This is a genomic window from Vitreimonas sp., assembly GCF_035627415.1.
Taxonomy (GTDB): domain Bacteria; phylum Pseudomonadota; class Alphaproteobacteria; order Caulobacterales; family Aquidulcibacteraceae; genus Vitreimonas.
Genome location: NZ_DASPLU010000012.1, coordinates 136,480 through 163,353, shown reverse-complemented (window position 1 = coordinate 163,353; position 26,874 = coordinate 136,480). Strand labels below are relative to the sequence as shown.

27 protein-coding genes and 1 pseudogene are annotated in these 26,874 nt (G+C 66.4%); 9 read left to right on the top strand and 19 right to left on the bottom strand.

Annotation, left to right across the window (positions count from 1 at the left end; translation table 11 throughout):
• Positions 1–571, bottom strand: a 571-nt coding sequence (locus tag VEA80_RS09540) for an NAD-dependent epimerase/dehydratase family protein (protein ID WP_325060499.1), incomplete at its 3' end; no start/stop codon positions are given.
• Complete coding sequence (gene queG, locus VEA80_RS09535; protein ID WP_325060498.1) at positions 568–1,704, bottom strand: tRNA epoxyqueuosine(34) reductase QueG; 1,137 nt, start codon at positions 1,702–1,704, stop codon at positions 568–570. The genes queG and VEA80_RS09540, both read right to left, overlap by 4 nt.
• A gap of 116 nt (positions 1,705–1,820) precedes the next feature.
• Between queG and VEA80_RS09530 the strand changes: the two genes are divergently transcribed.
• Positions 1,821–2,774 carry a hypothetical protein gene (locus VEA80_RS09530; protein ID WP_325060497.1) on the top strand — a complete coding sequence of 318 codons (954 nt, stop codon included), beginning with the start codon at positions 1,821–1,823 and terminating at the stop codon, positions 2,772–2,774.
• Here the strand turns inward: VEA80_RS09530 and VEA80_RS09525 are convergent.
• From VEA80_RS09525 to VEA80_RS09505, 5 genes are read right to left on the bottom strand one after another with little or no spacing between them, the layout of a single operon-like run.
• Entirely contained in the window at positions 2,771–3,781 is a 1,011-nt protein-coding gene (locus tag VEA80_RS09525; RefSeq protein WP_325060496.1) for a hypothetical protein, read from the bottom strand. The genes VEA80_RS09530 and VEA80_RS09525 overlap by 4 nt on opposite strands.
• Positions 3,782–3,830: 49 nt before the next feature.
• Positions 3,831–5,216, bottom strand: coding sequence for a hypothetical protein (locus VEA80_RS09520; RefSeq protein ID WP_325060495.1), 1,386 nt, complete (start codon positions 5,214–5,216; stop codon positions 3,831–3,833).
• A 21-nt stretch (positions 5,217–5,237) separates the two neighbouring features.
• A complete protein-coding gene (locus VEA80_RS09515) occupies positions 5,238–5,360 on the bottom strand; it encodes a hypothetical protein (RefSeq protein WP_325060494.1) in 123 nt (40 codons plus the stop codon).
• Between the two features lie 52 nt (positions 5,361–5,412).
• Positions 5,413–10,086 carry a glutamate synthase large subunit gene (gene gltB / locus VEA80_RS09510; protein WP_325060493.1) on the bottom strand — a complete coding sequence of 1,558 codons (4,674 nt, stop codon included), beginning with the start codon at positions 10,084–10,086 and terminating at the stop codon, positions 5,413–5,415.
• Positions 10,083–11,486 carry an NAD(P)-dependent oxidoreductase gene (locus VEA80_RS09505; RefSeq protein ID WP_349257238.1) on the bottom strand — a complete coding sequence of 468 codons (1,404 nt, stop codon included), beginning with the start codon at positions 11,484–11,486 and terminating at the stop codon, positions 10,083–10,085. The genes gltB and VEA80_RS09505 overlap by 4 nt, the downstream gene beginning before the upstream one ends.
• A gap of 172 nt (positions 11,487–11,658) precedes the next feature.
• On the opposite strand from VEA80_RS09505, the gene VEA80_RS09500 reads away from it, so the two are divergent.
• Both VEA80_RS09500 and VEA80_RS09495 read left to right on the top strand, forming a co-directional pair.
• Positions 11,659–12,504 carry an undecaprenyl-diphosphate phosphatase gene (locus tag VEA80_RS09500; RefSeq protein ID WP_325060491.1) on the top strand — a complete coding sequence of 282 codons (846 nt, stop codon included), beginning with the start codon at positions 11,659–11,661 and terminating at the stop codon, positions 12,502–12,504.
• Positions 12,501–12,956: a DUF488 domain-containing protein gene (locus VEA80_RS09495; protein WP_325060490.1), complete on the top strand. Its 456-nt coding sequence runs from the start codon at positions 12,501–12,503 to the stop codon at positions 12,954–12,956. Before VEA80_RS09500 ends, VEA80_RS09495 begins: the two co-directional genes overlap by 4 nt.
• A 66-nt stretch (positions 12,957–13,022) precedes the next feature.
• On the opposite strand, the gene VEA80_RS09490 is transcribed toward VEA80_RS09495, so the two are convergent.
• Both VEA80_RS09490 and VEA80_RS09485 read right to left on the bottom strand, forming a co-directional pair.
• Positions 13,023–13,703, bottom strand: a complete 681-nt coding sequence (locus VEA80_RS09490; protein ID WP_325060489.1) for a hypothetical protein — start codon at positions 13,701–13,703, stop codon at positions 13,023–13,025.
• On the bottom strand, positions 13,700–14,689 hold the full coding sequence (locus VEA80_RS09485) for a complex I NDUFA9 subunit family protein (RefSeq protein ID WP_325060488.1): 990 nt from the start codon (positions 14,687–14,689) through the stop codon (positions 13,700–13,702). The genes VEA80_RS09490 and VEA80_RS09485 overlap by 4 nt, the downstream gene beginning before the upstream one ends.
• 232 nt (positions 14,690–14,921) lie before the next feature.
• Here VEA80_RS09485 and VEA80_RS09480 point away from each other — a divergent pair, with 232 nt between their 5' ends.
• Positions 14,922–15,488 (top strand): hypothetical protein, encoded by a 567-nt coding sequence (locus VEA80_RS09480; RefSeq protein WP_325060487.1) that lies wholly within the window; start codon positions 14,922–14,924, stop codon positions 15,486–15,488.
• Positions 15,489–15,585: 97 nt separating this feature from the next.
• Positions 15,586–15,810 carry a hypothetical protein gene (locus tag VEA80_RS09475; RefSeq protein ID WP_325060486.1) on the top strand — a complete coding sequence of 75 codons (225 nt, stop codon included), beginning with the start codon at positions 15,586–15,588 and terminating at the stop codon, positions 15,808–15,810.
• Here the strand turns inward: VEA80_RS09475 and VEA80_RS09470 are convergent.
• Entirely contained in the window at positions 15,807–16,553 is a 747-nt protein-coding gene (locus VEA80_RS09470; RefSeq protein WP_325060485.1) for a YebC/PmpR family DNA-binding transcriptional regulator, read from the bottom strand. The genes VEA80_RS09475 and VEA80_RS09470 overlap by 4 nt on opposite strands.
• A 622-nt stretch (positions 16,554–17,175) precedes the next feature.
• Here VEA80_RS09470 and VEA80_RS09465 point away from each other — a divergent pair.
• Both VEA80_RS09465 and VEA80_RS09460 read left to right on the top strand, forming a co-directional pair.
• Positions 17,176–17,391, top strand: coding sequence for a DUF433 domain-containing protein (locus tag VEA80_RS09465; protein WP_325060484.1), 216 nt, complete (start codon positions 17,176–17,178; stop codon positions 17,389–17,391).
• The gene (locus VEA80_RS09460) at positions 17,392–17,742 is read left to right on the top strand and encodes a DUF5615 family PIN-like protein (protein WP_325060483.1); all 351 of its coding nucleotides are present in this window, start codon (positions 17,392–17,394) and stop codon (positions 17,740–17,742) included. It abuts the gene before it with no gap.
• 173 nt (positions 17,743–17,915) lie between these two features.
• Here the strand turns inward: VEA80_RS09460 and VEA80_RS09455 are convergent, their stop codons facing one another.
• The 9 genes and pseudogenes from VEA80_RS09455 to VEA80_RS09425 form a co-directional block, all read right to left on the bottom strand.
• Positions 17,916–19,346, bottom strand: a complete 1,431-nt coding sequence (locus VEA80_RS09455; RefSeq protein WP_325060482.1) for an ATP-dependent nuclease — start codon at positions 19,344–19,346, stop codon at positions 17,916–17,918.
• The gene (locus VEA80_RS09450) at positions 19,316–19,861 is read right to left on the bottom strand and encodes an ATP-dependent nuclease (protein ID WP_325060481.1); all 546 of its coding nucleotides are present in this window, start codon (positions 19,859–19,861) and stop codon (positions 19,316–19,318) included. Before VEA80_RS09450 ends, VEA80_RS09455 begins: the two co-directional genes overlap by 31 nt.
• A 3-nt stretch (positions 19,862–19,864) precedes the next feature.
• A complete protein-coding gene (locus VEA80_RS20430; protein WP_349257237.1) occupies positions 19,865–20,062 on the bottom strand; it encodes a KTSC domain-containing protein in 198 nt (65 codons plus the stop codon).
• Positions 20,063–20,130: 68 nt separating this feature from the next.
• Positions 20,131–20,421: pseudogene (locus VEA80_RS20425) on the bottom strand (transporter associated domain-containing protein); the annotation flags it as partial.
• Between the two features lie 15 nt (positions 20,422–20,436).
• The gene (locus VEA80_RS09445; protein WP_325060480.1) at positions 20,437–21,222 is read right to left on the bottom strand and encodes an RES family NAD+ phosphorylase; all 786 of its coding nucleotides are present in this window, start codon (positions 21,220–21,222) and stop codon (positions 20,437–20,439) included.
• Complete coding sequence (locus VEA80_RS09440) at positions 21,182–21,568, bottom strand: antitoxin Xre/MbcA/ParS toxin-binding domain-containing protein (RefSeq protein ID WP_325060479.1); 387 nt, start codon at positions 21,566–21,568, stop codon at positions 21,182–21,184. Before VEA80_RS09440 ends, VEA80_RS09445 begins: the two co-directional genes overlap by 41 nt.
• A gap of 135 nt (positions 21,569–21,703) precedes the next feature.
• Positions 21,704–22,987 (bottom strand): HlyC/CorC family transporter, encoded by a 1,284-nt coding sequence (locus VEA80_RS09435; RefSeq protein ID WP_325060478.1) that lies wholly within the window; start codon positions 22,985–22,987, stop codon positions 21,704–21,706.
• Positions 22,984–24,093 carry a 3-dehydroquinate synthase gene (gene aroB, locus VEA80_RS09430; RefSeq protein ID WP_325060477.1) on the bottom strand — a complete coding sequence of 370 codons (1,110 nt, stop codon included), beginning with the start codon at positions 24,091–24,093 and terminating at the stop codon, positions 22,984–22,986. Before aroB ends, VEA80_RS09435 begins: the two co-directional genes overlap by 4 nt.
• A gap of 168 nt (positions 24,094–24,261) precedes the next feature.
• On the bottom strand, positions 24,262–24,867 hold the full coding sequence (locus tag VEA80_RS09425; protein WP_325060476.1) for a shikimate kinase: 606 nt from the start codon (positions 24,865–24,867) through the stop codon (positions 24,262–24,264).
• 110 nt (positions 24,868–24,977) lie between these two features.
• Between VEA80_RS09425 and VEA80_RS09420 the strand changes: the two genes are divergently transcribed.
• Both VEA80_RS09420 and VEA80_RS09415 read left to right on the top strand, forming a co-directional pair.
• Positions 24,978–25,166 carry a hypothetical protein gene (locus tag VEA80_RS09420; RefSeq protein ID WP_325060475.1) on the top strand — a complete coding sequence of 63 codons (189 nt, stop codon included), beginning with the start codon at positions 24,978–24,980 and terminating at the stop codon, positions 25,164–25,166.
• Between the two features lie 23 nt (positions 25,167–25,189).
• Positions 25,190–26,854: a hypothetical protein gene (locus VEA80_RS09415; protein WP_325060474.1), complete on the top strand. Its 1,665-nt coding sequence runs from the start codon at positions 25,190–25,192 to the stop codon at positions 26,852–26,854.
• The last annotated feature ends 20 nt before the right edge of the window (positions 26,855–26,874 follow it).

Genomic DNA, 26,874 nt, shown 5'->3' with positions numbered 1-26,874 from the left:
TGAGGATGCGCCGCGCAGTCCCGCTCCGGATTCTTTCGAACGGGCCCCGCCCCGGCCCGTAGATGCCGGCAAGGCGGATGATCGCTACCGGCACGCCGCTTTGCTCGGAAAAGACGCGCCAAGCCGCCTCGGCTGCCAGCCGCTGCCGCGAGCGCTTCGACACGGGCCGGCAGGCACTTTCCTCGTCGACCCAGGCGCCGTCGTGATTGCCATAGACCCCGACCGTCGAGAGGTAGACGATCGACTTGGGCTTCACTCCGGCAAGCTCGGCGCCGAAATGCCTCAGCACCGGATCGCCCGTCTCGTCAGGCGCGATGGAGACGAGGATGTGCGTGGCCCCTCTAAGGGTGGCCACCAATTCCCCTCCCCCTTGCGGGGAGGGGTGACGCGGCGCAAGCCCGTCCGCCACGTCTGAATTCCCGTTGAACAGGATCGGCGGGACGCCCAGCGCCGCGATATCGCTGAGCTTCTGCGGATCGCGCGTCGTCCCCCAGACCGCCTCCAGCCGAGGCCGCAGCCGCTCCACCACGGCGCGCGCCGAATAGCCCAGCCCGAAGATGAACAGCCTCACGCCGCCTCGCCGAGCGCCGCCCGCCATTCCGCCAGCACGTCGGGGTCGCTCTCCGCCATTCGCCGCGCGGCGGCGGCCGAAAGCTCGGCCCGGCCCTTCAGCCGCGACAGCGCCCACACCGCCGCGCCGCGCACCTCCGGCTCAGCATCGTCAAGGAGCCGCTCGGCCTCCGCCGCAAGCGCCGGCTCGCCGGAATTGCCGATCGCGATCAGCACATTGCGGACAAAACGGCCGCGGCCGATCCGCTTGATCGGCGAGCCGGAGAATTTTTGGCGGAAGTCTGCGTCGCCGAGTCGGACGAGATCCTCGAGCCGCGGCGCGATCAGGTCCGACCGCGCCTGCAGCTTCACCTCGGCGGATGCCGCGGCAAACTTGTTCCACGGGCACACCGCCAGGCAATCGTCGCAGCCGAAGATGCGGTTGCCCATCGGCGCGCGATAGGCGCGCGGGATCTGCCCGTGATGTTCGATGCTGAGATAGGCGAGGCACTTGCGCGCATCGAGCTGGAATGGCGCTGGAAACGCATCGGTCGGGCACACGTCGAGACAGGCGCGGCAGGAGCCGCAGCGCTCTTGGTGCGGCGCATCCGGTTCGAACTCGGCGGCGGTGAGGATGGCGCCGAGGAAGAGCCACGAGCCGTGTTCGCGCGAAACGAGGTTGGTGTGCTTGCCTTGCCAGCCGATCCCCGCGCGCTCGGCCAGCGGCTTTTCCATCAGCGGCGCGGTGTCGACGAACACTTTCACCTCTTCGCCGCTCGCGTGCGCCAGCCATTGCGCCAGCTGCTTCAGCTTGCCTTTGACGACGTCGTGATAATCGCGCCGGGCGGCATAGGCGGAGACGACGCCTTTGTCCTGCTCCGCCAGCAGCGTCATCGGATCGTCATCGGGCGCGTAGGACTGGCCGACGATGATGACGCTTTTCGCCTCGGGCCAAAGCTGCTGCGGATGGCTGCGGCGGTGCGCCTCGCGCGCCAGCCAATCCATGTCGCCATGGCGGCCGTCGGCGATGAAATGCTCGAGGCGCGCGCCCGCCGGCCAAGGTTCGCGCGCCGAGGCGACGCCGAAGGCGTCGAAGCCCAATGCATGGGCGCGTGCGGCGATATCCGCTTTTGCAATGGTGAGCGCGACGGTCACGCGGGTTCTATGCCGCAGGGCGGTTGGCGCGTCGACGTTCCGCCTGCCTAGGGCTACCCCTCGGCGGCGTTGCAGCTGTATAAAGCGCCGTCCAGCAGACGCGGAGGGGACCCCACATGCTGCGCCGACCACGCTTTGCTCAATATGTTGCCGCCGCCGCCCTGCTCGCGCTCGCCGCCTGCGGGCAGGCGCCGGAACAAGACGTGCAGACGACGGATGCGACCGTCATCGAGGAGAGCCCCGCGGCGGCGCCGAGCGAGCCGGCGCTCGGCTCGACGGCTGCGCCCACGGAATTCTGCGCCGAAGTCGGCCGCCGCGTTTCGGCTGAGGATTGTGCCGACTTCGCCGCGCTGGCGGAGGACGCCGCGCAGGGCACGGCCGCATTCAACGCGCCGGACCCGATGGAGCGCGGCGAAGCGCACACGCTGCAGCTCGCGATCAGCTTCGCGCTGACGCAGGAGCAGATCGCCGCGCGCGAGGAGCGCGCACGCTTGGAGGCCGAGCGGCTTGCAGCGCAGGCGGAAGAAGAGACGGTCGCGCTGAACACCGTCGACTCGACCGAGACCGTGGATGGGCGCGAAGCGCCGCCGCCGATCTCGGCGTCGGCGCCGGCGCCGTCGCCGCCGCTGACGCCGTCGGAGACCGTCGATCCGCTGCAGGGCGAGACGGTCGAGTTCGCGCCACTGGTCGGGCGCTTCATGCGCGCCGAGCTGGTCGGCAACGGCTTCGAGATCACGCCGCTCACCGAAGCCTCGCAGGAAGTGCTGCAGGACAGCGTGACGACCTGGAGCTGGCGCGTCGTCGCGACCGAGGGCGGGCGCCGCTCGCTGACGCTGCGCACCGTGGTCGAAGGCTGCACCGCAGAAGGCCAGTGCTATCCACTGCGGTCGACTAGCCAGAACTACGACGTCAACGTCACCGTCGGCCTTGTCGGCCAAGCGCAAGACCTGCTCACCGCGGCGCCGACCTGGCTGCGTCTCGTCGCCGGCGTGCTGACGGCGCTCGCAGTGCTGGTCGGCGCCTGGTTCGGCCTGCGCAACGCTTTCCGCAAAGGGCGCGCCGAGGCTTAGAGCGTCGGCGTCGGCAGCGCGAGCTGCTGGCCGCGATAGACCTGCTGCATGGCGAGTTCGTCCGCGATGGTGACCAATTCGGCCAGCGCCGCGTCGACCTGGGCGTACTTCGCCGACGCGGGCAGGCCGATCAGGCGCTCCATCACGTCGGCGGCGGCGGAGAGGCTGGTCATGGATTCTTCGAGGCTGACGAACAGCCGCGCGGCGGCGTCGCGCACGTCCTGCGATAGGCCGAGCGAACTGAAACTCAGCTCGGAGCGTGTGCGGGCGATCGAGGCGCGGCCCTCGCGCACCTGCGTGCGCATGGCGCCTATCGCCGCCTGCACATCGCGCCGCTGCTCGGCCGTGATCACGAGCGAGTCGGCGAACGCGCTCTCGACGATCACGCTGGCGAGCACGATCATGCCTTCGTTCATGGCGATGTGCGCGCGAGCGAGATTCTGGTTTGGATGGCCCGGCGGCGACAACGCGGTGACGATGCGCCAGGATTCGTTCTCGAACTGCAGCAGCTCACGCATCATAGCCATGCTGCGCTGCATCACGCTGGATTCTCGGTCGAGCTCGCCGCGCAGCACGGCCAGAGTGAGGTTGGCCATGGCGTCGCCGAAGGCTTGGGCCTGATCAATCTCCAGCATCACGCGCGAGGCCATCTCGTCGAGCATGCGCTGCATGTTTGCGCCCATCACCGATTCGATGCGCGGCGGCGGCGGAGCCGCAGCGATGTCGACGCGAAGTTGGGCCAGCTGTGTCGCGTAGCGCGCGCGCCAAGCGTCCACGGCGGCAATAGCGTCGGCCGAGCCCTTCGACTCGTCAGCCAAATCGTACACGGCGTCGAGTTCGTCCGCTGACTGATAGAGCGCGACAAGGCGCGCCCCAAATTCCGCGTTGCGCCCCGACCAGGCGCCGACCTGGCGCAGCGCGTACTCGGCCTGTTCGGCGGTCTGCGCGTTCGCGGCGGGCGCCCAGCTCAAGAACGCCGCAGCCATCAGCATCAACAAAGTGCGCATGCCACCCTCCCGCCTCCGTTATGAAACGGCGGGAGGGCGGCGTCGACTACTAGTTTCCGAGCGCGGCGGCGACCGCCTCCATGGCCGGATCGCGGCCGGCGCGGTAGGCCTCGATCGTCCACGGCGCGGCGATGTCCGGGGCGAGGCTCTCCACCGCGATGGGATGGCGCACGACCGACCCGTGACAGTTCTCGATGTTGCGGCAGCCGGTGCGATAATCGTGACGCTCGGTGGCGTAGAGCACGGCGCCGCCCGCGTGCGGCAGCGTGATCACGTCGCCTTCGGCGTGGAAGTCGAGCCGATCGCCGACCATTTCGCCGACGATGGTGACGCGGTCCGGGGCCGATTGCTTCAAATAGCCGACGGTGGAAATCGCGGCCGAGAAGGTGTTCGGGCTCGTCAGCACGAAGACGCGTCCAGGGACGACGCGCGGCAGACGCCGCACCCAGGCGCGCGTGGTGTTGAGATCGCCGCCGCCATTCATACGCATGTCGAGCACGATATTGCGCCGGCCCGACGTGCGCGCCGCTTCGAGCGAGTCGAGCATGAACTCGGCGATGTCCATCTCTTCGGCGCTGTTGTTCTGCCGAAGCTCGATGACGAATGCGTCGATCTCCGGCGCATCGCGCATGCGGAACGGCTGATCCGGCTCGCGGAACGCCCACGGCGCGGCGTCCACGCTGAGCAGCGTGCGCATGCCGCTCTCGCTTTCCATCGGCGCCGGATAATACCAGCGATCGGTGTTGGCGCGGAGGCGATCAGGGTTGGCGGGCTCCGGCGTGAAACGGCGCGTGACCATGCGGCCGTTGGGCAGCTGGAAGCGATAGCTGGCGCGATCGGCGCGCGGGATCACGTCCAGCGCGTGCATCTGTTCGGGGCTTTCGAAGAAATAGGCGGCGTTGCGGTCGCGCCAGGCTTCAGTGCCGCCGGCGAGCGAACGCGCCGCGGCGCGCACCTGCGCGATCGAGCGATTGTCAACCGAAACGAGCCGCGCGCCGAGCAGGTCGGCATTCGCAGCCGTGGCCCGCAGCACGTAGAAATCTTCGCCGAACGGCGCGAACCGCACATCGGCAATGCGGTTGAAGCGGCGCGAGCGCGGCCCCGGGAAGTAAGCCGTGTGGCCGTTGTCGGCGAGCGCGACGATGCGGGCGAGCTCGAGTTCGAAATAGGCTTGGCTCACCTCGCCCGCCTGCGCTTCGAGCGCGGCGATGCGGCGCTCGGCTTCGGCGCGGGCGGACGCTGTGTAAGCGACGTCGTGCGCCATGAAGTTCTCTCGGAAGAATGTGAGGTCGGCGCGACGCGCTTCCGCGCTCGTCGGCGCGATCGGCGCGGTTTCAACCTCCGTCGGCGCGCTGTGCTGCGCCGACGCGTGCGGCGCGCCGAGCAGAACGCCCGCCGCCAGCATGGCCGCAGCCATGCGCTTGAAGCCCATCATTTCTCCCTCCCTCGAGTCAGCCTAACGCTGATCGTATGGCGCGGGATCGGGCTTCGGCGCATGGAGCGCGCCGAGCGTCAGCCCCGCGCCCAGAAGCGCGGTGAAGACGAGCAGCGCGAGGCGCAGTGAGCCTTTCCCGGTCATGCCGCTGAGATGCGCTGACGCACCGGCACGGATGCGCCGGCGCGACGAATGGTCAGGCCGCTGCGACGGGCGACGTTTCGTCAGCGTCGGTGAGGCCGTGCTGCAGGCGCGGCAACATCTCTTTCGGGCAAATTTGCCAGAACTGGCCGCGCGCTTCTTTCCAGTGCGCCAGCAGATGCGCGGCGCGCGGCGAGCCGGTGCGGCGGACGTGCTCTTCGATCAAGCTCTTGAGCACGCTCTCCCAATGCGCCGATCCCAAGCGGCGCGCAACAACGCTGTCGCCATTGAGCAAGTGCTCGAACCGGCCGGCTTCGTCATGGACGAACGCCATGCCGCCCGACATGCCGGCGGCGAAGTTGTCGCCGACCGGGCCTAGAATGACGACCGTCCCGCCGGTCATATATTCGCACGCGTTGGCGCCAGCGCCCTCGACGACAGCCGTCGCGCCTGAATTGCGGACCGCGAAACGCTCGCCGGCGAGACCGGCGGCGAAGAGCTTGCCGCTTGTGGCGCCGTACAAGCAGGTGTTGCCGATGATGGCGCCGAGACGGCTCGCCTCCTCCGGCGCAGGCTTCAACGTGATGAGGCCGCCGGAGAGGCCTTTGCCGACATAGTCATTCGCATCGCCCGTCACGTGCAGCGCAATCCCCTGCACCAGCCACGCGCCGAGGCTCTGCCCGCACGAGCCGCGCAGGTTCACGCTGAGCTGGCCTTCCGGCAGCGCATCCATGCCGAACCTGCGCACGACGTGCGCCGCCGCGCGCGCGCCGATCGCCCGCTGCGTGTTGCGCACGGCGAAATCGAGTTGACGTTTCTCGCCGCGCTCGAAGAAGGCCGGCGCTTCCTCGATGAAGTGCTGGTCGAGCGAGGCCGGCGGCTCGTTGCGGCCGAGTTGGGTGCAATAGCTCGGATAGGGGCTATCGACCCGCACCAGCAGCGGATTGAGATCGAGATCGTCGAGATGTTCGGCGCCGCGGCTGATCTGCTCGATCAGATCGGTGCGGCCGATGATTTCCTCCAAGCGGCGGAAGCCGATCTGCGCGAGAATCTCGCGCACTTCCTCGGCTATGAAGCTCATCAGATTGACGACCTTCTCCGGCGTGCCGGTGAACTTTTTCCTGAGCGCCTCGTCCTGCGTGCAGACGCCGACCGGGCAAGTGTTGGAATGGCACTGCCGCACCATGAGACAGCCCATAGCCACCAGCGACGCCGTGCCGATGCCGAACTCCTCCGCGCCAAGAATGGCCGCGACGACGATGTCGCGCCCGGTTCGCAGGCCGCCATCGGTGCGCAAGCGCACGCGGTGGCGGAGATTGTTGAGCATCAGCACCTGATGCGCTTCGGCGAGGCCCATCTCCCACGGGATGCCGGCGTACTTGATCGAGGTCTGTGGGGAAGCGCCCGTGCCGCCGACATGGCCGGAGATGAGGATCGTGTCGGCGCCGGCCTTGGCGACGCCCGCGGCGACCGCGCCGATGCCCGATTGCGCGACGAGCTTCACAGTGACGCGCGCGACCGGGTTGATCTGCTTCAGGTCGTAGATCAGCTGCGCGAGATCCTCGATCGAATAAATGTCGTGATGCGGCGGCGGGCTGATGAGCGAGACGCCTGGCGTCGCGTGGCGGAGGCGCGCGATCAGTTCTGTGACCTTGAAGCCGGGCAGCTGGCCGCCCTCGCCGGGCTTGGCGCCTTGCGCGACCTTGATCTCGATCTCGCGGCACTGGTTCAGATATTCGGCGGTGACGCCGAAGCGGCCCGAGGCGATCTGCTTCACCGCCGAGTTCGCATCGTCGCCGTTCGGCAGCGGCTTATAGCGCGCGGGGTCTTCGCCGCCTTCGCCGCTGACGCTGCGCGCGCCGATGCGGTTCATGGCGATGTTGAGCGCGCCGTGCGCTTCAGGGCTCAGCGCGCCCATGCTCATTCCGGGCGTCAGGAAACGCTTGCGGATGTCGTTGACGCTTTCGACTTCCGCCAGCGGCGTCGGGCGAATCTTTTCTTCGCGCACTTCGAGCAGGTCGCGCAGCTGAATCGGCTGGCTGAGACGCCGCTCGCGCACCGCTTCTGAATATTTGCGGTAGGCCTTGTAATCGCCGGTGTCGCAGGCGCGCTGCAATTGGTGGATCGAGTCCGCTTCCAGGGCGTGACGCTCGCCGCTGGCGCGATGGCGATACTGACCGCCGACCGGCAGCGCCACAACCGCGCCGTCGAACGCGCGCGCATGCTGATCCGCCGCTTCGAGCGCGAGGCCGGAGAGGCCTATGCCGGAGATGCGGCTGGTGAGTCCGGGGAAGAACTCATCCGCCAGCGCGCGCGAGAGGCCGATGGCTTCGAAATTGAGTCCGCCTCGATAAGACGAGATCACCGAGATGCCCATCTTGGACATGATCTTCAGCAGGCCTGCTTCCAGCGCGGCGCGATAGTTGGCCGCCGCTTGCTCTTGGCTGAGACCGCCGCTGAGGCCGCGCGCAGTCCGGTCGGCCACTGTATCGAAGGCGAGATACGGATTCACCGTGGTGGCGCCGCACCCGATCAGCACGGCGGCGTAGTGCGGATCGAGGCACTCGGCGCTGCGCACGCTGATCGAGCAGAACGAGCGCAAGCCTTTGGCGACGAGGTGCGAATGCACGGCGCTCGCCACCAGGATCATCGGACAGGCGATGCGGTCCGGCCCCTGCGCTTCGTCCGAGAGAATGACGTGCGAGCGCTTGTTGTATGCGACCGCCTGTTCGGCTTCGGCGCGGATGCGATAGATCGCAGAGCGCAAAGCGGCGCCTGCATCCTCGCCCGGCCCCAGCGCAGCGAAGGTGCAGTCGATACGGGCGATGTCGTCGCGCAACTCCTTCATCAACCGTGCATACATGCCGTTGGTCAGAATCGGGCTCGAGAGCACATAGACGCGCGATTGGGTCTCGTCCTGGGCCAGGATGTTGCCGAGATTCTTGAAGCGGGTGGCGAGGCTCATCACCCGGCCTTCGCGCAGCGGATCGATCGGCGGATTGGTGACCTGGCTGAAATTCTGCCGGAAGTAATGCGAGAGCGGCCGGTTCTGCTCGGACAGCACCGCGAGCGGCGCGTCATCGCCCATCGAGCCGATCGCTTCCTTGCCCTCCTCCAACATCGGCTGCAGCAAGAGCTCGACATCTTCCATGGTGAAGCCTGCCGCCGTCTGGCGCTGAAGCAATTCGACGCGATCGCTATGGAGCCGCGGCTCCGGACCTTCGAGCTTCTTGTCGAGATCGATGACGTTCTTCAGCCACGCGCCGTAGGGATGCTGCGCGGCGAGCGCATCGACCAGCTCTTCGTGATGATAGAGCCTGCCCTCGTGCGTATCGACCGCCACCATTTGCCCAGCGCCGATGCGGCCGCGTTCGGTGATGACACGATCGTCGAGCGGGCACATGCCGGTTTCGGAGCCGACGGCGAGCAGGCCGTCCTGAGTCAGCGCATAACGCAGCGGACGAAGACCGTTGCGGTCGAGGCCGGCGACGGCCCAGCGGCCATCGAACATGGCGAGCGCGGCCGGGCCGTCCCACGGCTCCATCACCGCGTTGCAGTAAGCGTAGAGCGCGCGGTGGCTATCCTGCATCGTGCGCGACTTCGCCCACGCTTCCGGGATCAGCAGCGACTTCGCCATCGGCGCGGCGCGGCCGGCGCGGACCAGCACTTCGAACACGTTGTCGAGCGCGGCGGAATCCGAGCCGCCGGGTTGGACGATCGGCTTTACGTCGGAATCGGCGTCGCCGAACGCTTCGGACGCCATCCGCACTTCGTGCGAGCGCATCCAGTTCACATTGCCTTTGAGCGTGTTGATCTCGCCATTGTGCGCGAGCATGCGGAACGGCTGCGCCAGGCGCCATTGCGGGAACGTGTTGGTGGAATAACGCTGGTGATAGAGCGCGACGCTCGAGGTGAAACGCTCGTCGCGCAGATCGGGATAGAACGCATCGATTTGCGCAGCTAGGAACATGCCTTTGTAAACGAGCCGCTTCGCCGAGAGCGAGCAGATGTAGAGTTCGGTGATGTTCGACGCGAGCGCGCGCTTTTCGATGCGGCGGCGGACGATGAAGAGATCGCGGTCCACCGTTTCGGAATCGCGCGCTTGCGGGTCGTAGAACAGCACCTGCTCTATCTCGGGACGCGTCGCGTTGGCTTTTTCGCCGATCTGGCTGATGTTCACCGGGACTTGGCGCCAAGAATAGATCACGAAGCCGGCGCGGATGATCTCGCTCTCGACAATGACGCGCGCCCGCTCTTGGGCGCCGAGATCGAGCCGCGGCAGGAAGATCTGGCCGACGAACACCGGCCCGTCCTTCGGCGTGTGGCCGGTGCGGACGACGACTTCGCGGAAGAATTCCTGCGGCGCTTCGATCAGGATGCCGGCGCCGTCGCCGGTCTTGCCGTCGGCATCCACGGCGCCGCGGTGCCAGACTGCTTTCAGCGCGGCGATCGCCAGCGTCACCACATCGCGCCGCGGCCTGCCGTCGATCGAGACGACCATGCCGACACCGCAGGCGTCGCGTTCGTCTTGGGCGCTGTAGAGGCCGTGGGATTGAAGTTTCGCGCTCTCCTCAACGTAGCGCGCGATGTCTTGTGCTCCCCCGCGTGCGGGGGAGCTGTCGAGCGCAACGCGCGAGACTGAGGGGGGAGTCGCCAACGCCCCCCTCCGCTTCGCTTCGCTCAGCACCTCCCCCGCGTGCGGGGGAGGAGTATGATCGCGCCGCTTCATTCCGCCGCCACTTTTGCATTCTCCTGAATCCACGCATGCATCGCATCCGCGGCGTCCCGGCCCTCTCGGATCGCCCACACCACGAGCGATGCGCCGCGGACGATGTCGCCGGCGGCGAACACGCCGGGCAGGTTCGTCGCGTACGTCAGCGGGTTGACCTTGAGCGTGCCCCAACGCGTCGTCGCCACGCCCCAGCCGCTCAAATCCTCCGCGTCGAAGCCGAGCGCGGCGATGACGAGATCGGCCGGCGCCTCGTAAGCGCTGTTCGGCTGCTCTTCCGGCGTTTGCCGTCCGCTCGCGTCTGGCGGGCCGAGTTGCATGCGCGCCGCGCGCACGGCGCCCTTGCTGACGGATTTCGGCGCGGCGAGCCAATCGAAGCCGACGCCCTCTTCTTCGGCGTGGCCGGCTTCGCGCTGCGAGCCCGGCATGTTGGCGCGATCACGGCGATAGAGGCAGGTGACGCTCTTTGCGCCCTGGCGGCGCGCCGTGCGCACGCAATCCATCGCCGTGTCGCCGCCGCCGATGACGACGACGCGGCGATCCTTCGCGTCGAGCGCGCCGCTCGCGAACTCCGGCACGTCGTCGCCGAGGCCGACGCGGTTGGAGGCGATGAGATAGTCGAGCGCGGCGACGACGCTTTGATCGTGGGGCGCGGTGAGCGGGCGCGCCTTGTAGACGCCGGTCGCGATCAGCGCTGCATCGTGGCGCTGGCGCAGCTCCACGAAGCTGATCGTCTCGCCGACATTGCAGTTGAGCTCGAACTTCACGCCGCCGTCGATCAGCCGCTGCGACCGGCGTTCGACGACCTCCTTCTCCAGCTTGAAATTCGGTATGCCGTAGACCAGCAGCCCGCCGATGCGATCGTGGCGGTCATAGACGGTCACCTTATAGCCGCGCAGACGCAGGCGCTCGGCCGCGGCCAGCCCGGCGGGTCCGGCGCCGACGACGCCGATGCTCTCGCGCCGCTCGCCGCGCGGTTTGATGGGCGCGACCCAGCCTTCGCGCCAGGCGGTGTCGGTGAGATACTTCTCCACCGCGCCGATGGTCACGGCGCCGTGGCCGCTCTGCTCGATCACGCAGGCGCCTTCGCAAAGCCGGTCCTGCGGGCAGATGCGCCCACAGATCTCCGGCATCGGATTGGTGACCGCGGACGCTTCGTAAGCCTCCAGCAGCCGCCCTTCGGCGGTGAGGCGGAGCCAATCGGGAATGTTGTTCTGCAGCGGGCAATGGGTCTGGCAGAACGGGACGCCGCACTGCGCGCAGCGGGCGGCCTGGGCGGCGGCTTTTTCGGCAATGAACGCGCGGTGGATTTCGTGAAAATCGCCCGCGCGCTCGGTGGCCGAGCGCTTTTCGGGCCAGTTTTGCCCTAAAGACACAAATTTCTGCATGCGTTCAGTCAAGAACGCCCTCCAAAGCGGCAGATGGGCGGGAGATTCTTCCCTTATGCCCGAATTCGCATCTGCAGCAAGAGAAGCCGCGGCTTAGCCGGGCTAAAGGGCTGGAATTGCCGCTTCCGAAGGCAGCCGACGCACTTCATGGTCACGCCGATTTTTTGCTGCTGGGGGCGCCGCCTTGGACTTCCTCGACCTGATCCGCGCCGCCTTTCTCGGCGTCCTCCAGGGCCTTACCGAATTCCTGCCCGTCTCCTCGACCGGGCACTTGCTGATTTTCGGGCGGATGATCGGCTACGACGATCCGGGCGGCGTCTTCACCGTCATGATCCAGCTCGGCTCGATCCTGGCGGTGATGTGGCTCTACCGCCAGCGGATCATCGACGTCATCGCCGGCCTGCCGACGAAGCCCGAAGCGCGACGCTTTGCGCTGATGCTGTTTCTCGCCTTCTTGCCTGCCGCCTTCATCGGCTTGTTGGCGAACTCCTACATCCGCGACGAGCTTTATCTGCGGCTCGACATCATCGCCATTGCGCTGATCCTCGGCGGCTTCGCCATGCTGGCGATCGAGAAATGGCCGCCGAAAATCGAAGTGAAAGATGCAGCCGAAACGCCGATCTGGCGCGCCGTCGGAGTCGGCGCGTTCCAGACGCTGGCATTGATCCCGGGGGTATCGCGCTCGGGCGCGACCATTTTCGGCGGCCTCGCACTGGGGCTCGATCGGCGCGCGGCGGCGGAATTCTCGTTCTTCCTGGCGATGCCGACGATGGTGGCGGCGTTCACTTACGACTTGGTGCGAATGATTCGGACCATGTCCGATCCTGCGCTCGCAGAGAACGCGGTGCGGTTCACGCCTGACTTCGCGGTCGAGATCGCCGTCGGCTTCGTCTTCGCCTTCATCTCCGCTGCTTTGGTGGTGAAGCCGTTCCTCGACTTCGTCACCCGCGTGGGCTTTGGCCCGTTTGCGTGGTATCGTATCGTCTTCGGCGTGTTCATTCTGGGCATCCTGGCTTTAGGCTGGCTGTGAGCGACAAGGTCTGGACCATCGGCTACGAAAAAGTCGGCCAAGCCGATTTCGTCGCGGCGCTGAAGGCGGCGAAGATCAAGACGCTGGTCGATGTGCGCGAAGTCGCCAACTCGCGACGGGCCGGCTTTTCCAAGAAGTCCCTCGCCGCCGCGCTCGATGCAGCCGGCATCGCCTATGTTCACATGAAATCCTTGGGCACGCCGAAGGCCGGCCGCGAAGCGGCGCGCAAAGGCGACACAAAGACCATGCATCGCATTTTCGAGGCGAAGATGGTCGAGCCGGAAAGCCAGCTCGCGCTGGCGGAAGCGGCGGAGCTGGCGAGGAAAGGCCGCGTCTGCCTCATGTGTCTCGAACACGCCTGGCGCGACTGCCATCGCACCATTGTCGCCCAGCACCTGACCGACGCGTTCGGCATCAAGCCGACGCACCTTTCGCCAGAACCCAGAATTTGAAGACGGTCAAATGAGCAACGAACGGATCACGATCGACCGGTACGGCTTGGATGGGGCTCGAGCCTGTCACCGCCGAAAAGCCGTAGCGACGGCCGCTACCAACAGCGCGAGCCACGCGATGGTGAAGGTTGCGCTCATGGCGCTAGCGAACTGAACATGACTTGACGCGGCAACGGCGACGCCCAAAGTTGGCGCCATAAACGCAACGCCGAGCATCCAGCGCGGCTTCGGCCCGATTAGGCACAAGCCCGCGCAGAACAGCGCGTGCGCGGCGAGCAGCGCGAACTTCGACCATGCGCCGAGCTGTGACATTGGCAACAGGGGCTCGGCCGCATCGAAGTTCGCCGTGATGTCGAGCAGCGTGGTCGTCTCGAGCACATCCGCGAGCGCCGCGAGAAGCGCAGCGGCGACCGCGGCGGCGGCGAGCGGCCTGCCCCACTGCCCGGCGGCGAGATAGAGCGCCGCGCAGAGGCAGAACGCGGTGTAGGCCGGGATGAAAGCGATGAGGTCGATGCGGTTGACCGCGTCCATGGCCGCTGCGCCGAGCGTGCGGCACGCGCTGCCGGGCGGGCCGAAGATCGCTTCGAGATCGGCCGCGTTGCGCGCGAGTTCGAACTGCACCACTGCGCCCGGCGGCAGGCAATCTGCGGCGGCGCGCACCTCCGGCAGCGCCAGGAAGACGACGAACAGAGCCAGCGTGAGCAGGCCCGCAATCGCAGTCGCGACGGCCCAGCCCCGCGTGCTCACGCCGGGTTTTGCTTGGTCTGGAACTGGCCGTACGGACGGAAGCGCCAGAGATAGGCCGGCGTGATCGCCTCGACACTTTCCAGCTGCGTTACGCCCAGGTCGGCGATCACGCCGGCGTCCGGATCGAGCCCGGCGACATTGTCGCGCCGCAGCGTCCGCACTTGATCGCCGGTGATCGGCGGGTTGAACGGCAGCAGGCTGAAGAGACCGCCGAACAGGAGCCCCATCGGCTGCGCGACGAAGAACGGCAGCGGCACGAGCGGCACGCGCCGTTCGGTCTGCTCGCGGATGTACTCCATCAGTTCGCGGAAGCTATAGATGCGCGGACCGCCAAGTTCGAACACGCGCCCGCGCGCATGCTCGCTGGTGAGCGCCGCCGCCGCGGCTTCGGCGACATCGCCGACGAACACGGGCTGGAAGCGGGTCTTGCCGCCGCCGATCAGGGGCAGGAAGCCGAGCGGACGGAAGGCGGCCGCGGTCGCGGCCATGCGGCCGAAGCGGTTGAAGAAGCCGTCCTCCGGTCCGAACACGATCGACGGCCGCAGGATAGTCGCGTACGGCGCAGCGTCCAGCACCGCGCGTTCGCCGTGATACTTGCTGCGCGCGAAGCGCGAGCCCTTGGGTCCGGCGCCCAAAGCAGAGATGTGGACGATGCGGCCGACGCCGCGGCGGGCGGCCGCTTCAGCGACGGCGCGCGCGCCCTCAACATGCAGCGCCTCGAAATTCTGCGGGCCGCTTTCGTACAGCGTCGCAACCAGGTTGATGACCGAGCCTGCGCCCTCGAGCGCTGCGTCCACCGATTCGGGGAAACGCAGATTGGCCTGCACCAGCTGGATTTGGCCGACGTCGCCCATGACGCGCAATTCGTGGCCGAGATGCGGGCGCCGCATTGCGATACGGACGCGATAGCCGCGCTTGGCGAGCGAGCGGACGATCTGTTTGCCGATGAAGCCCGAACCGCCGAAGACGACGACAAGATCACTCATGAATTGCTCCATCATGCGCGGTTCAGTCTGCGCCGACGACGATGCGCGCTCAGAACCGGCATGCGCCGAATTTCGTCGCGGTATGAAGATTCCGCCACATTTTGGCAACTGCCGGAGCTGGCCGCCCGGGCGCGGCAGCTTGGCTCACGTTCCACCGGAACGAGGCTGCAGCGCCCCGGATTGACTTGGTGAACGTGCCCAGGACTGGGCGACACGATTTGAGGAAGGACCAATGAAGAAGTTCCTAGCAATGGCCGTCGCGGCGAGTGCGCTTGCTGTCGCGGCTCCCGCCTCTGCTCAAAGCTGGCAGAGCATCAATCAGCGGCAAGCCAACCTCGATCAACGAATCGACGTCGGCGTGCGCAACGGCTCGCTGACCCGTGGCGAAGCTGCGCGTCTGCGCGCCGAATTCCGCGACTTGGCCCGCCTCGAAGCGCGCTACAGGGCGTCGAGCGGGCTTTCGTACGGTGAACGCGCCGATCTCGATCGCCGGTTCGATAGCCTGAGTTCGCAAATCCGCTATGAGCGGCGCGACGACGACGATCGGCGCTGGCAATCGATCAATGCGCGTCAGCGCCAGATCGACAACCGCATCGACTGGGGCCTGCGCCGCGGCTACCTCACCCAGCGCGAAGCGACCCGCCTGCGGGCCGATTTCAACGAAATCGCCCGGCTCGAAGTGCGGTATCGCCGCAACGGCCTCAGCCGCGGCGAACGACGCGACCTCGACCGCCGCTTCGACCGCCTGAGCGCGACCGTGGAAGCCGAACTCCGCGACCGCAACAGACGTTGGGGCTGAGCGCTCATACACTTGTGAACAACGAAGCCGCCTTTGCGTGAAGCATGGGCGGCTTCGCCTTATGCTGGCCGCGTTTGCGCGTACACCGACGGACGCCATGGGCCAGCCGCAACCGACACGTCTGCGTGAAGTCGAATCCGCGCCGCTGAATGACGCGAAAGTCATCGACGCGCAGTTCAAGGTCGTCGGCCGCGAAGTGCGGGCGCTGCGGATCCTTTGGGGCGCGCTGGTGGCGGTGTTCTGGGCGGCGTTGATCGGCTTCCTGATTCCGCCGGCGTGGATCTTCTTCGAAGGCATCGGCGAGTATTTTGCGGCGAACTAGGCGCTTAGCCGCTGCAGCTCCGCTTCGCTGATGTCCTCGTTCGAATAGACGTCCTGCACGTCATCGAGATCGTCGAGCTGGTCCAAGAGCTTCAAGAGCGTCTCGGCGTTGTCGCCTTCGACCGGAATGGCGATGTCGGTGCGCCAGACGAACTTGGCCGAAACCGGATCGCCGAACTTCTTCGCCAGCGCCTGCGAGACGCCGGCGAGCGCGGCCATGTCGCAGGTGATGACGTGCTGTTCTTCTTCGACGACGCAATCGTCGGCGCCGGCTTCGATGGCGGCTTCCAACATCGCGTCCTCGCTCGCGGCGGCGAGCGGATAGCGGACTTCGCCGAGCTTCTTCCACGCGAACGAGACCGAGTTCGATTCACCCATGTTGCCGCCGTTCTTGGCGAAAGCGGCGCGGACTTCGCCGGCGGTGCGGTTGCGGTTGTCGGAGAGGCATTCGACGATGACGCCGATGCCGCCAGGGCCGAAGCCCTCGTAGCGGATCTCCTCCAGGTTCTCCCCGCCCGCGCCGGCGCCGCGGTCGACCGCGCGCTGGATGTTGTCCTTCGGCATCGACTGCGCGCGCGCCGCGGTGATGGCGCGATAGAGGCGCGGGTTGGACTCGGGATCGGCGCCGCCGAGCTTCACCGCCGCCTGGATTTCGCGGGCGAGCTTGGTGAACATCTGGGCGCGCTTCTTATCCTGCGCGCCCTTGCGGTGCATGATGTTGGCGAATTTGGAATGGCCGGCCATGGGGCGGAGCTTCTAGCGGGAGGCTGCCGGTTTCTCAAGGCGTGAGCTGGGAGGCATGGCGTCTCCTTGCATGCGGGCGTGCGCCATCCTTGGGGGCTTGCGCCGGTTGAAAGCGGAGAGCGGGACGCGGCGCGTCACGTTCTGAAGTGCGCTCCCGCGAAGGAGCGCGGAGTGAACGCGGCGCGCCGCGTCCCGTGATCGTTATGCGCCGGCGCCGTCGCCAGGGATGTTTCACCCTGGGAGGCGGCTCGGCCGACGGCGTGCGGATGTCGCGTTCGACGACGTTCCGGTGCGTCTTCCCGCCTTTTCATGTTCGGCGGGCTTCACCTCTGCTTTGCTCAACCGCGCCACGGAGGTTCACGCTCGATCACCCCGTTCTCGCATCGATCTCGAACAGCGGCCGACTGCTCTCCTTGCTGAACGGTGCAAGCAGTATCGCACGGGTTTGAAGGGGGGCGGATAGATTTATTTTTGTGTGCGCGGATTCAAGCGCCTAACCGAAAAAACGGCGGGATAGATTGTGAATGCCCGCACTCACCGGCGCTCGAAGCCACATGCGAAGCAACGGGCTCACGGGGAAAAGGTCTGGGATAACTCGCCCGAATGTACTACATTGGCGCGTATGAACGCCGCTGCACATCCGCGCATCGCCCGCGACCCAGGCATCATGATGGGCAAGCCCGTAATCGCCGGGACGCGCGTGCCGGTGGAGACAATCGTGCGCCAGTTCGCGGCGAGCGCGGACATGGCCTGGGTGCTGAAGGGCTTTCCGGATTTGACCGAGGCCGATGTGCGCGCCGCGCTGGCCTACGCCGCTGAAGCGGTCGCCGCCGAATAGATGCGCTTCGGCGTCGACGCCTGCGTGCCGGGACAACTGGCGGAGGCGTTGGCCGGGCTCGGCGCAGATGTGGTCTCCGCTGCAGGGCGGCCCGCTATGCCCGATGAGGACGTGCTGCGCGGCGCAGTCGCGCGCGACCGCGTGCTGATCACGACGGACAAGGATTTCGGCGAGCTGGTGTTTCGCGATCGGCGCGCGGCCGTGGGTGTCGTGTTGATCCGGTTTGATCTTGTGTCGGACGCGATTGTGCAGGCGACGGCGCGGCGGATCGTGGCGCTCCAGGATCACGGGCGCGGTTGGTTTGTGGTGCTTGAGCCGAAGCAAGAGCGGGCGCGGCCGATGCCGGAGTGATGGGGCCGGCAGCAAGTCACAGCTTTGCGCGATTACCACGATGGCGTGGCGTTTGCGCGGGGTCGCTTCAGAAGGAAGCGGCTATGAGCATTCGCAAGACGTCGGGCGCGGCGGTCTACGAGCGCAGCGACGGGAGCTAGACGACCGCCGTAGGCGGATCAACGGGCTGGGATTCAAACAACCCCGAGACCTTCAGCAAGTATCGCATCGATGCGATCAACAATCTCCCGAAATCGAGGGAAGCTCACTCCTCTGGCCGCCCACTCAACAAGACACGATGAAGCGACGGCGGGTGTTTTCAAGCAATCCTTGCGGTCGATAGAGAATTTGACCTTGGTAGCGGCCAGAACAGCATCGAAGGCCTCGGCGCCAGCGCATTCCGCTAGATAGTCCTCGATAGTCGTTTCCCAGCTGCAAAACCTCTCGGTCACTCCACATGGCCAGTCCTGGATTCCAGCTCCGCGAAGCCCACAAAGATACTGAAGCTGGCGGTTGATCGCGACTTTCGCCAACGCCTCGTCCTTGTCCGCGTATTTCTTATCACTGTCGAAGATAAGATACGTTGGGATGCCCAAAGCCGAAAAGACAACGGACGGCCGGTCCAACTTGGACTTTCCCTCGACATTCGCAAACACAATCCCTTCGGCAAGGGGATCCCGATTCAACGTTCGATAGTAAGCCTCCACGATAGCGCGATCGGACGGTCCTTCGATGAGAACGACGACTCTCCCAAAGAAACCTTCGGCTATTTCTGAATTGAACACGTGCAGACGCGCCAGCAACGTTCCTTCAGCGAAGGCATCTTCAGAGTTCTTACCGACCGATTCGGCGAGAACCTTGGCACATTCTTTGAGCGAAGACCGCGTTACGATCACTGGTGGAATCGCAAGACCACCACTCCGGCGAACTCCGCGCACCTTGGAAAAATCGGGGAAGTCGAAGAGGAGCGCTGAATGCGTTGTGTAAACGACCTGAAGTCTGATGCCCGTTTCGCTATTGAATGACCTCACCAGTTCGCGAAATACGTCTTTGAAGAGTCTCTGCTTTGTCGGGTGCTGATATAGTTCGGGCTCTTCGATTGCGATGATGATATCACTCTGCGCTTCGTCAAACGTGGTATCTTCAGACGATGCGGCGCCCCGTTCGGCTAAGTACTGGAGCACAGTTAAGATGATTGCTCTCTGCAAACCGTGACCAACGCCGTCAATGCCGGTCGTGTACCCGTGATCGGACACCGAAATCTCGGCTGTCGGCATCTGAACGGGCAGATCGTTCAGCGGCTGCCAACTCGCCGAAATGCTCGATTCACCATAATATCGCTCTAGAATCGCAGTCAGGTCGCTGTTGATCTGAAGCAATCCGGGCACAGACTCGGGCGATGTGAGTTCGCGCAGGCGTTCGGACGCCTCCACAACAAACTCTCTGAACTGCTTGCTGTTCTGGATAGTCTGACGAGCAACCACATCAATGAGTTGCTTAACCGGCGAACCCTTCGATTGCCCGAATTCAGCACTCGCGTCCTTCACGGCGGCGACCAGCACGAAATCCGTATTTTTCTTGAGTTGACCGGACGCTACGTTCTTGAAACCTCTGAATCCAGACACCCGCTGCCGTGATAAGTCGAGGGATTTGCTTCCTCCCAACGATCCAGCTCTGCTTCGACATCTTCTGCACGCGTTACAGCCGGCAACCCGAACCGCTCTCTTAGCGCATCATAGATTTCTCGCTTCGCCCGAGCACCTTCCTCGGCACGACATGCTGAGAAATCCGGATGTACGAGCCTATCAACCGAGTAGCCGCCGTGACCTTTGCCCAGATCGGGGTGAAAGGTCCGCGTCACTATCAGTCGATCATCAACTAGGTTGTTTGAGAATTGATCGCGCTCCGCGGGTGTGAGGCCGACGAATTCAATGGTAACCGCGATCGGTATCGAAGTGTCACCCCCGTAGTAATCAGTGGGCAACACGCGTGGCGAGGACGCAAAGAACAAATCCAGCGCGGCCAGAAATGCTGACTTCCCGGCATTGTTCTCGCCGATCAATATCGTAACGTCATCAAAATCTACTGCGGCGTTCTGGATGGCGCGATAGTTCGAAACCGTGAGCCGGCCAAGCTGCATCTACTACGCCACCGAATACTGATCGCGGATGTGTGCGTTGAAGAATTGCCCCACGGACGGCGCGCTCAGAAGCTGCTGATACAATGTAGCGGGGACGCCGGGATAATCGTACTGTTTTCCTGAGGTGAACCAAACGCTCAGAGTCGATGTTGCTGCGTCATATTCTACTTGGGAAATCGCAGACGAGTTTACTGCGGGCACTCCACGCCTCCAGGTTGCTGGACTCGAATTTCAGCTCGATTCGGCCCCATGCGGAATTGTAATGGATACTACAAATCAGCCCCCACCACCATCCGCTCCTCCACCTCCCGCTCGACACGCAGTGCGGCCAGCTGGTTTCGCTGCCGCCGCAGCCGTGGAGGGCGAAGCGCTGCACCGACTCCGGGATCGCTTGGGCTTCGTGGATCACTAGCCCCGCGATCCTCACGGCTTTTCGTCTGGCAGATCCCAGTTCATCACGCGGTTGAGGTGGATCGGCACGGCCCCGTCGACGTTGGCGCTGCCGTCGGGTTGGAGGCGGACGCCTTGGACGGCGATGTCGTGTCGTCTTTGATATCGCCGCGCTGCGAAGCGGTTTAGCCGTTTCCCTCATTTCCCGCGCTTGCCGTCAACAGCGGCGCCAGCCTTGGATCGGCGGCGAACATGGAGAGTGGAAATTCGTATTCGGCGCGCGGGAAGTCGCAAAATGCGATGATCAGCTGCGGCTTGAGCAGGACTCGCCATGATTGCTGGGTGATCGGATTGGGCGTCGTGAAAGCGGCGGGATCCATCAGCCCGACATTGCAGCGGCGGAGCAGATCGCGCACGGACACGTAGCGGATGAGCTGCGTCTCGGCTTGGCGGGCGATGTCGGCGAAGCGTTGGCACGGCGCGTAATCGGCGAGCGCCTCCCAGACGTCCGCATCACCGGCAAACGGCTGGCGCGTGAGATCGAGGGCGCGCTCTACGGCGCAGGCGACGCTGAACGCTGTGTGCTCAATAGCGTTCGCGGGCAAGGCCGCGTCCGGCGCGTCGGCTAGAAACAGAAACTTGTAGAAGGCGAGCTCGCAGACGGCCGTTGCAATATCTTCCGCCGCGTAGAAGACGCCGGCGCGCTCGGTTTGGCGGCGAAAGCGCGAACCCGGCCGCCGGGGGTGATAGCGAAACGGAGTGGCAAGCAGGTAGTTGAGACTTTGCACTTCGGACGGCAGCGGCGGCTTGCTCTGTTCTAGCAGCCGCTCCAGCACCGCCTGTTCGGCCAATGAATCGACAAGCCGGTTGGTGGAGACGCGATGCTGCGCCTCGACACAGCGCCACACGATGGCGCTGTACGGCCGAAACTCAGACCGGAGCTCTGCTGGCGTCCAGATACGCGACGACATCGACCAGTCCGGTCACGGTGAGAATACGATCGATGGGACGGCCGCCAAACGCCCGGTTCGGCGCACGAAGCCAGGACTTGGACGCCTCGTCGTCGCTGCCCATGATCGCGTCGAGGCTGCGAAACAGCCTGACGAACAGCATGGCGAGTTCGAACTCTTTTGCGTCGGCGCGAAGCAGGTATTCGCCAGCCCGGAGCCGGGTGATTGTGGCGGGAGAGACGCCAAGAATCCGCGCCAGGGCGGCGTTGCTGAGGCCAAGCAATTTGGCGGCTCGAACCACGGCCTTGGTCAGCACCGCCGATTCCGCCGGAAGCGGCTGCTGTCTCGCTCGCGAGGCGCTCGGCATTGTGACCTCCAGAAATAACTCTGTCCGATTCTTTCTGAGGAAAGGTATGGCCGGACAGAGGGCTCGTCAACAGCCCTACCGCATCCATGCGCGCTCGGAGGACCAGCTCTTTGTTTTAGATCAGATTTTTCTGACTCAGCCGCCCTCCATCCGCTCCTCCACTTCCCGCTCCACCCGTAGCGCCGTCAGCTGGTTGCGCTGCCGTCTCAGCACCTGGAAGCGATAGCCGTGGAAGGCGAAGCGTTGGCCGGGCTCGGGGATCGCTTGGGCTTCGTGGATCACGAGGCCGGCGATCGTCACGGCTTCTTCGTCCGGCAAGTCCCAGTTCATCACGCGGTTCAAATCGCGGATCGGCACGGCGCCGTCGACGTTGACGCTGCCGTCGGGTTGGGGGCGGACGCCTTGGACGGCGATGTCGTGCTCGTCTTTGATGTCGCCGACGATTTCTTCGAGGATGTCCTCGAGCGTGACGAGGCCCATCAGCGCGCCGTATTCGTCGACCACCAAAGCGAAATGCTCGCGCCGGCGCAGGAATTCGGCGAGTTGGTCTTCGGCGCTGGTGGTCATCGGCGTGAACCAGGGCGTGCGCATGACCTCGCGCACGTCGAACGCGTCGCGGCCGTGCTCGGAGATGGCGCGCAAGAGGTCGCGGGCGTGGAGGACGCCGACGATGTTGTCGGGCTCTTCCTGATAGAGCGGCGTGCGCGTGTGCGGGCTCGACATCGCCTGGGCGATGATCTCGCGCGGCGGCAGATCGATATCCATCGAGCGGATCGATTTGCGGTGGATCATCACGTCGGCGACTTCGAGTTCGGAGAGATCGAGCGCACCGAGGAGACGATGGCGCTGCTCGGCTTCGACGCCGCCCTCCTCCGCGTGCAGCTCGACGGCGCCGGCGATCTCGGCGCGGGCCTGGGAGAGGACGTCGATGTTTTCGTCGACGCGGACGCCGATGAGCCTGAGGCCTCGATTGACGATCCATTGCACCGCGCCGGTGATGGGCGCGAGCACGCGCACCATCCATTGCACCGGCAGCGAGATGGCGCGGGCGATCTGATCGGCGGCGGTGATGGCGTAGGTCTTGGGGCCGACTTCGCCGAAGATGAGCAGAAGCGGCGTCAGCACCAGGGTGGAGATGAGCGGCCCCAGATCGCCGTAGAGGCCGGAGAAGATGGTCGAGGCGATGGCGGAGGCGGCGATGGTGACGACGTTGGCGCCGAGGAGCACGGCGCCGATCATGCGCTCGCGGTCCTCGTTCAGCTTGTTGACGCGGCGGGCGGCGTGATCGCCTTCGCGCTCCAGCGTTGCCATGCGCGCGCGGCTGGCGCCGGTGAGCGCGGTCTCGGCGGCGGAGAAGAAAGCGTTGAGCGCGAGCAGCGCGGCGATGACGGCGGCGGCGATGAGGAGCGAGGCGGTCATGATCTCGTTTCGGTTTGCAGGAGTTCGCGCACGACGTCCGCGGGCGTGTCCGGCTCGATGAAGGCGCGGCCAGGCGCGCGCGCCAGGATGAAGGTGAGCTTGCCGGCTTGCGCCTTTTTGTCGGCGGCGGCGAGCTGCATCAGGCGCTCGACGTCGAACGGGGCGCCGGGAAGTTTGCGGAGATCGGTGACGAAGCCGGCGTCGCTGAGATGAGCGCGCACGCGCTTGGCGTCGGCTTCGCTGCAGAGGCCGAGCGCGGCGGAGAGTTCGAAAGCGAGGCCCATGCCGGCGGCGACGGCTTCGCCGTGCAGCAGCGCGCCGTCGTAGCCGGCGTGGCCTTCGAGCGCGTGGGCAAAGGTGTGGCCCAGATTGAGCAGCGCGCGCTCGCCCTGCTCGGTCTCGTCGCGCTCGACGATGCCGGCCTTGAAGGCGACGGCCTTGGCGATCGCCGTGGCGAGCGCTTCAGGATCGCCGGCGATGACGGGGGCGGCGTTCTGTTCGCACCAAGCGAAGAACGGTGCGTCGCTGATGAGGCCGAGCTTGACGATCTCGGCATAGCCGGCGCGGCGCTCGCGCTCGGGGAGCGTTGCGAGCACTTCAGTGTCGGCGAGGACGAGGCGCGGCTGGTTGATGAGGCCGACCAGGTTCTTGCCTTCGGGCGTGTCGATCGCGGTTTTGCCGCCGACGCTGGAGTCGACTTGGGAGAGCAAGGTCGTCGGGATCTGCACGAAGTCGACGCCGCGTTTGACGAGGCCGGCGGCGAGGCCGGCGAGATCGCCGATGACGCCTCCTCCGAAAGCGATGACCAAGTCTTTCCGGTTGATCCCCGCTTGCAGCAGATGGCGGCAGAGCAGTTCGAGGCCTTCGAAGCTCTTGCTGCTTTCGCCGGGGGCGAGCGTTACAGTCCAGTTCTTCAAGCCGGCGGCGTCGAGCGAACGCACCAGCGCGGGGCGGTGCAGGCGGGCGAGGTTCTGATCGGTGACGATGAAGACGCGCTTGGTCGGCGCGAATGGGGCGATGAGCGCGCCGGCGCGGCCGAGCAGGCCAGGGCCGACATGGACGTCGTAGGACCGGTCGTCGAGGTTTACGGGGATGGTTTGGGTCATGGGATGGCTACAGAATCTAGCACCCATTCCCGGATTGGCGCGCAGCGCCAAGTCCGGGACCCATAACCCCAACTGCGTCGGGCTTTCGCACGAACGCGTATGCAGCTGCGTTTATCGGTCCCGGGCTCTTCGCTGCGCGAAGCCCCGGGAATGGGTGAAGTGAGACGCTCACGCCTTCACCGCAAGCTGCGCGCGCAACGCGTCGAGGATGGCGGCGACGGCGGTGTTGTGGGGGCCGGCGCTGGTTTCGATGATGATGTCGGCTTCGGCGTAGATCGGATAGCGCTCGTCCATCAGCCGCTGCATCACCGCGCGGGGATCGTCTTCCTTCAAGAGCGGGCGATCGTCGCGCTTGGCGACGCGCTTCATCAAGACATCGAGCGGGGCCTTGAGCCAGATCGAGATGGCGCGCTCCTTCATCAGCGCGCGCGTGCGCGGATCGATGAAGGCGCCGCCGCCGGTGGCGAGGACGTGGATCGGGCCGGCAAGCAGCCGGGCGATGACCTTGCGCTCGCCGCGGCGGAACTCGCATTCGCCGTGGTCGGCGAAGATGGCGTCGACGCTCTGGCCGGCGGCGGTGACGATCTCGGCGTCGGCGTCGGCGAACGGTAAGTTGAGCGCATGGGCGAGGCGGCGCCCGACCGTGGTCTTGCCGGCGCCCATGAGGCCGACGAGCGCGATAGTGCGGTCGGGAACCAGCCCGGCGGCCTGGCGCCGCAGCGCCGCGGCGGCGTCGGTGCGCTCGCCGATGTCGCTGCTCTCCGGGCGGGTCACGAATCACCTCAAAAGGACCGAAGGTGGTTAACCCACGGGCCGGACTGGAAACTCGCCACATTTTGGGGGCAATCCTTCCGGCTCGCAACGGCAGGGGCCAAGAAGGCGATATGTTCAGACGCAGACGTCGGCGCAGCTCGTTCGCCCGCCGTGCGCCGCCGCAGGCGCGCCTGGCGATGATCGGCGTGGGCGCGGTGGTGTTCATCGCCCTCTTCATCTTCTTCATTCGCCAGGCGGACGAGCTTGCTCCCGAGCCGCAGGAAATCCGCGTCGAGCTGCCTGACGCGTTCAAGGAATGAGGCGCCTTCAAGGAATGATCCGCATGCGCACGAGACTTGTCGCTTTGGCCGCGTTCGCGGCCCTTGCTCCCTTCACTGTCGCCCTGGCGCAGAGCGCGCTGCCGACGCCGGTGGAAACGAGCGCGCTGCAGGAGCTCGACGCCTGGAGCGTGAGCGCGGTGGCGCGCGGCGAAGGCGCGCTGCCGGCGGATTTGTGGTCGCGCAGCGATCCGGCGTTCCTGGCCGCGGCGTTCGACAAGCTGCCGGCGGCGTACGACTCGCCGGCGACATTGGCGCTGGCGCGGCGGGTGCTGTTCTCCGGCGGCGAGGCGCCGCGCGGCGATGCGCAGGCGGCGGGCCGTCAACGCTTCGAAGCGATCGGGCGCATGGGCGCGGCCGATCAGCTGGCGCAGCTGGTGGCGGGCGCGGGCGCGTCGGCGACCGATCCAATCATCGCCCAATACGGCGCGCAAGCGGAGCTGGCGCGCGGCCAGCGCAATGCGGCGTGCTCGCGCGGGCGAAGCGCCGCAGTCGGCGAAACCGCGCCGCCGTTCCTGCTGCGCTTGCGCGCTTATTGCGCCGCGGCGAGCGGCGATCGCGCCGCGGCCGATCTCGCGCTGGAATTGGCGCGGGCGCAGAACGCGGACGACGCGTGGTACACGGGCGCTGTCGCCGCGGCAGGCGGGGCGCCGGGGGCGCGGCCGCCGGCGGCGCGATGGGATAATTCGCTGTCGGTGCAGCTTTCGCTCGCGGGCCAGCTGCGCGCGGGGCCCAATCCGCTGAACAACGCCTCGACGCTGGCGCTGGTGGCGCTGGCGCGCAACGAGCAGACGCCGCAGCCGCATCGCGCGCAGGCGGCGGCGCTGGCGTTCCGGCGCGGCGCGCTCAGCGTGCAGGAAACGCGCACGATCCTGGGCGCGACGCCGGCCGAGATCAGTTCGGCGCTGCCGCCGATCGTGACGGCGATGCGGCGCATCACGGCGGCGCGCGCGACGGCGGCGGCGCCTGCGACGCCGGTCGCGGCGGGCGCGGCGCCGGCAGTCGATCCGGCTGCGCTCGAAGCGGCGGCGGCGATCGCCGAGGTGTTGCGGCAAGCTTCGGCGCCGGCGGACTTCCACGCCGCGGCGCGCTTCTTCCGCGACGAGATCAACGCCCTGCCCGCGGCGCCGGACCAGGCGGCGGCGCTGCTGTTCGCGCGCGCTGCGATCGCGAACGGCGACACGCAGGTGGCGCAACGCTTGGTGACGAGCGCGCGGCAAGCCGGCGCTGCCGAAGCGGCGCTGGCGCCGCTCGATGCGGCGCTCGCGGTGATGACCGGTGTGCGCGGCGAACAGGCGACGATGGCGATGCAGCGCCGCATCGATGCGGGCGGCGCGAGCGGCGCACGCGCGGCGGCGCGCGACGTTTCGATCCTGGCCGCGCTCGGCGCGCCGGTGAGCGGGCCGGTGCAGACGTTCGTGCTGAGCAATGCGCCGCAAGGCGGCGCGCGCGCCGACACGGGCGCAATGCTGGCGCTGGCGGCGGCGGTGGAGCGCGGCGCAGTCGGCGAAGGCGCGTTGCTGGCGGCGGCGGCGTTGGGTCAAGGCGGACCGGCCGCGCTCGATGCGGAATCGCTGGAGCGTATCATCCGCGCGCTGCGGGCGCTGCGGCTGGAGGACGACGCGCGGCGGATCGCTGTGGAAGCGCTGTTGGCGGGGACGCCGAGCTAGAGCGCCAGCGCCGGTTGCGT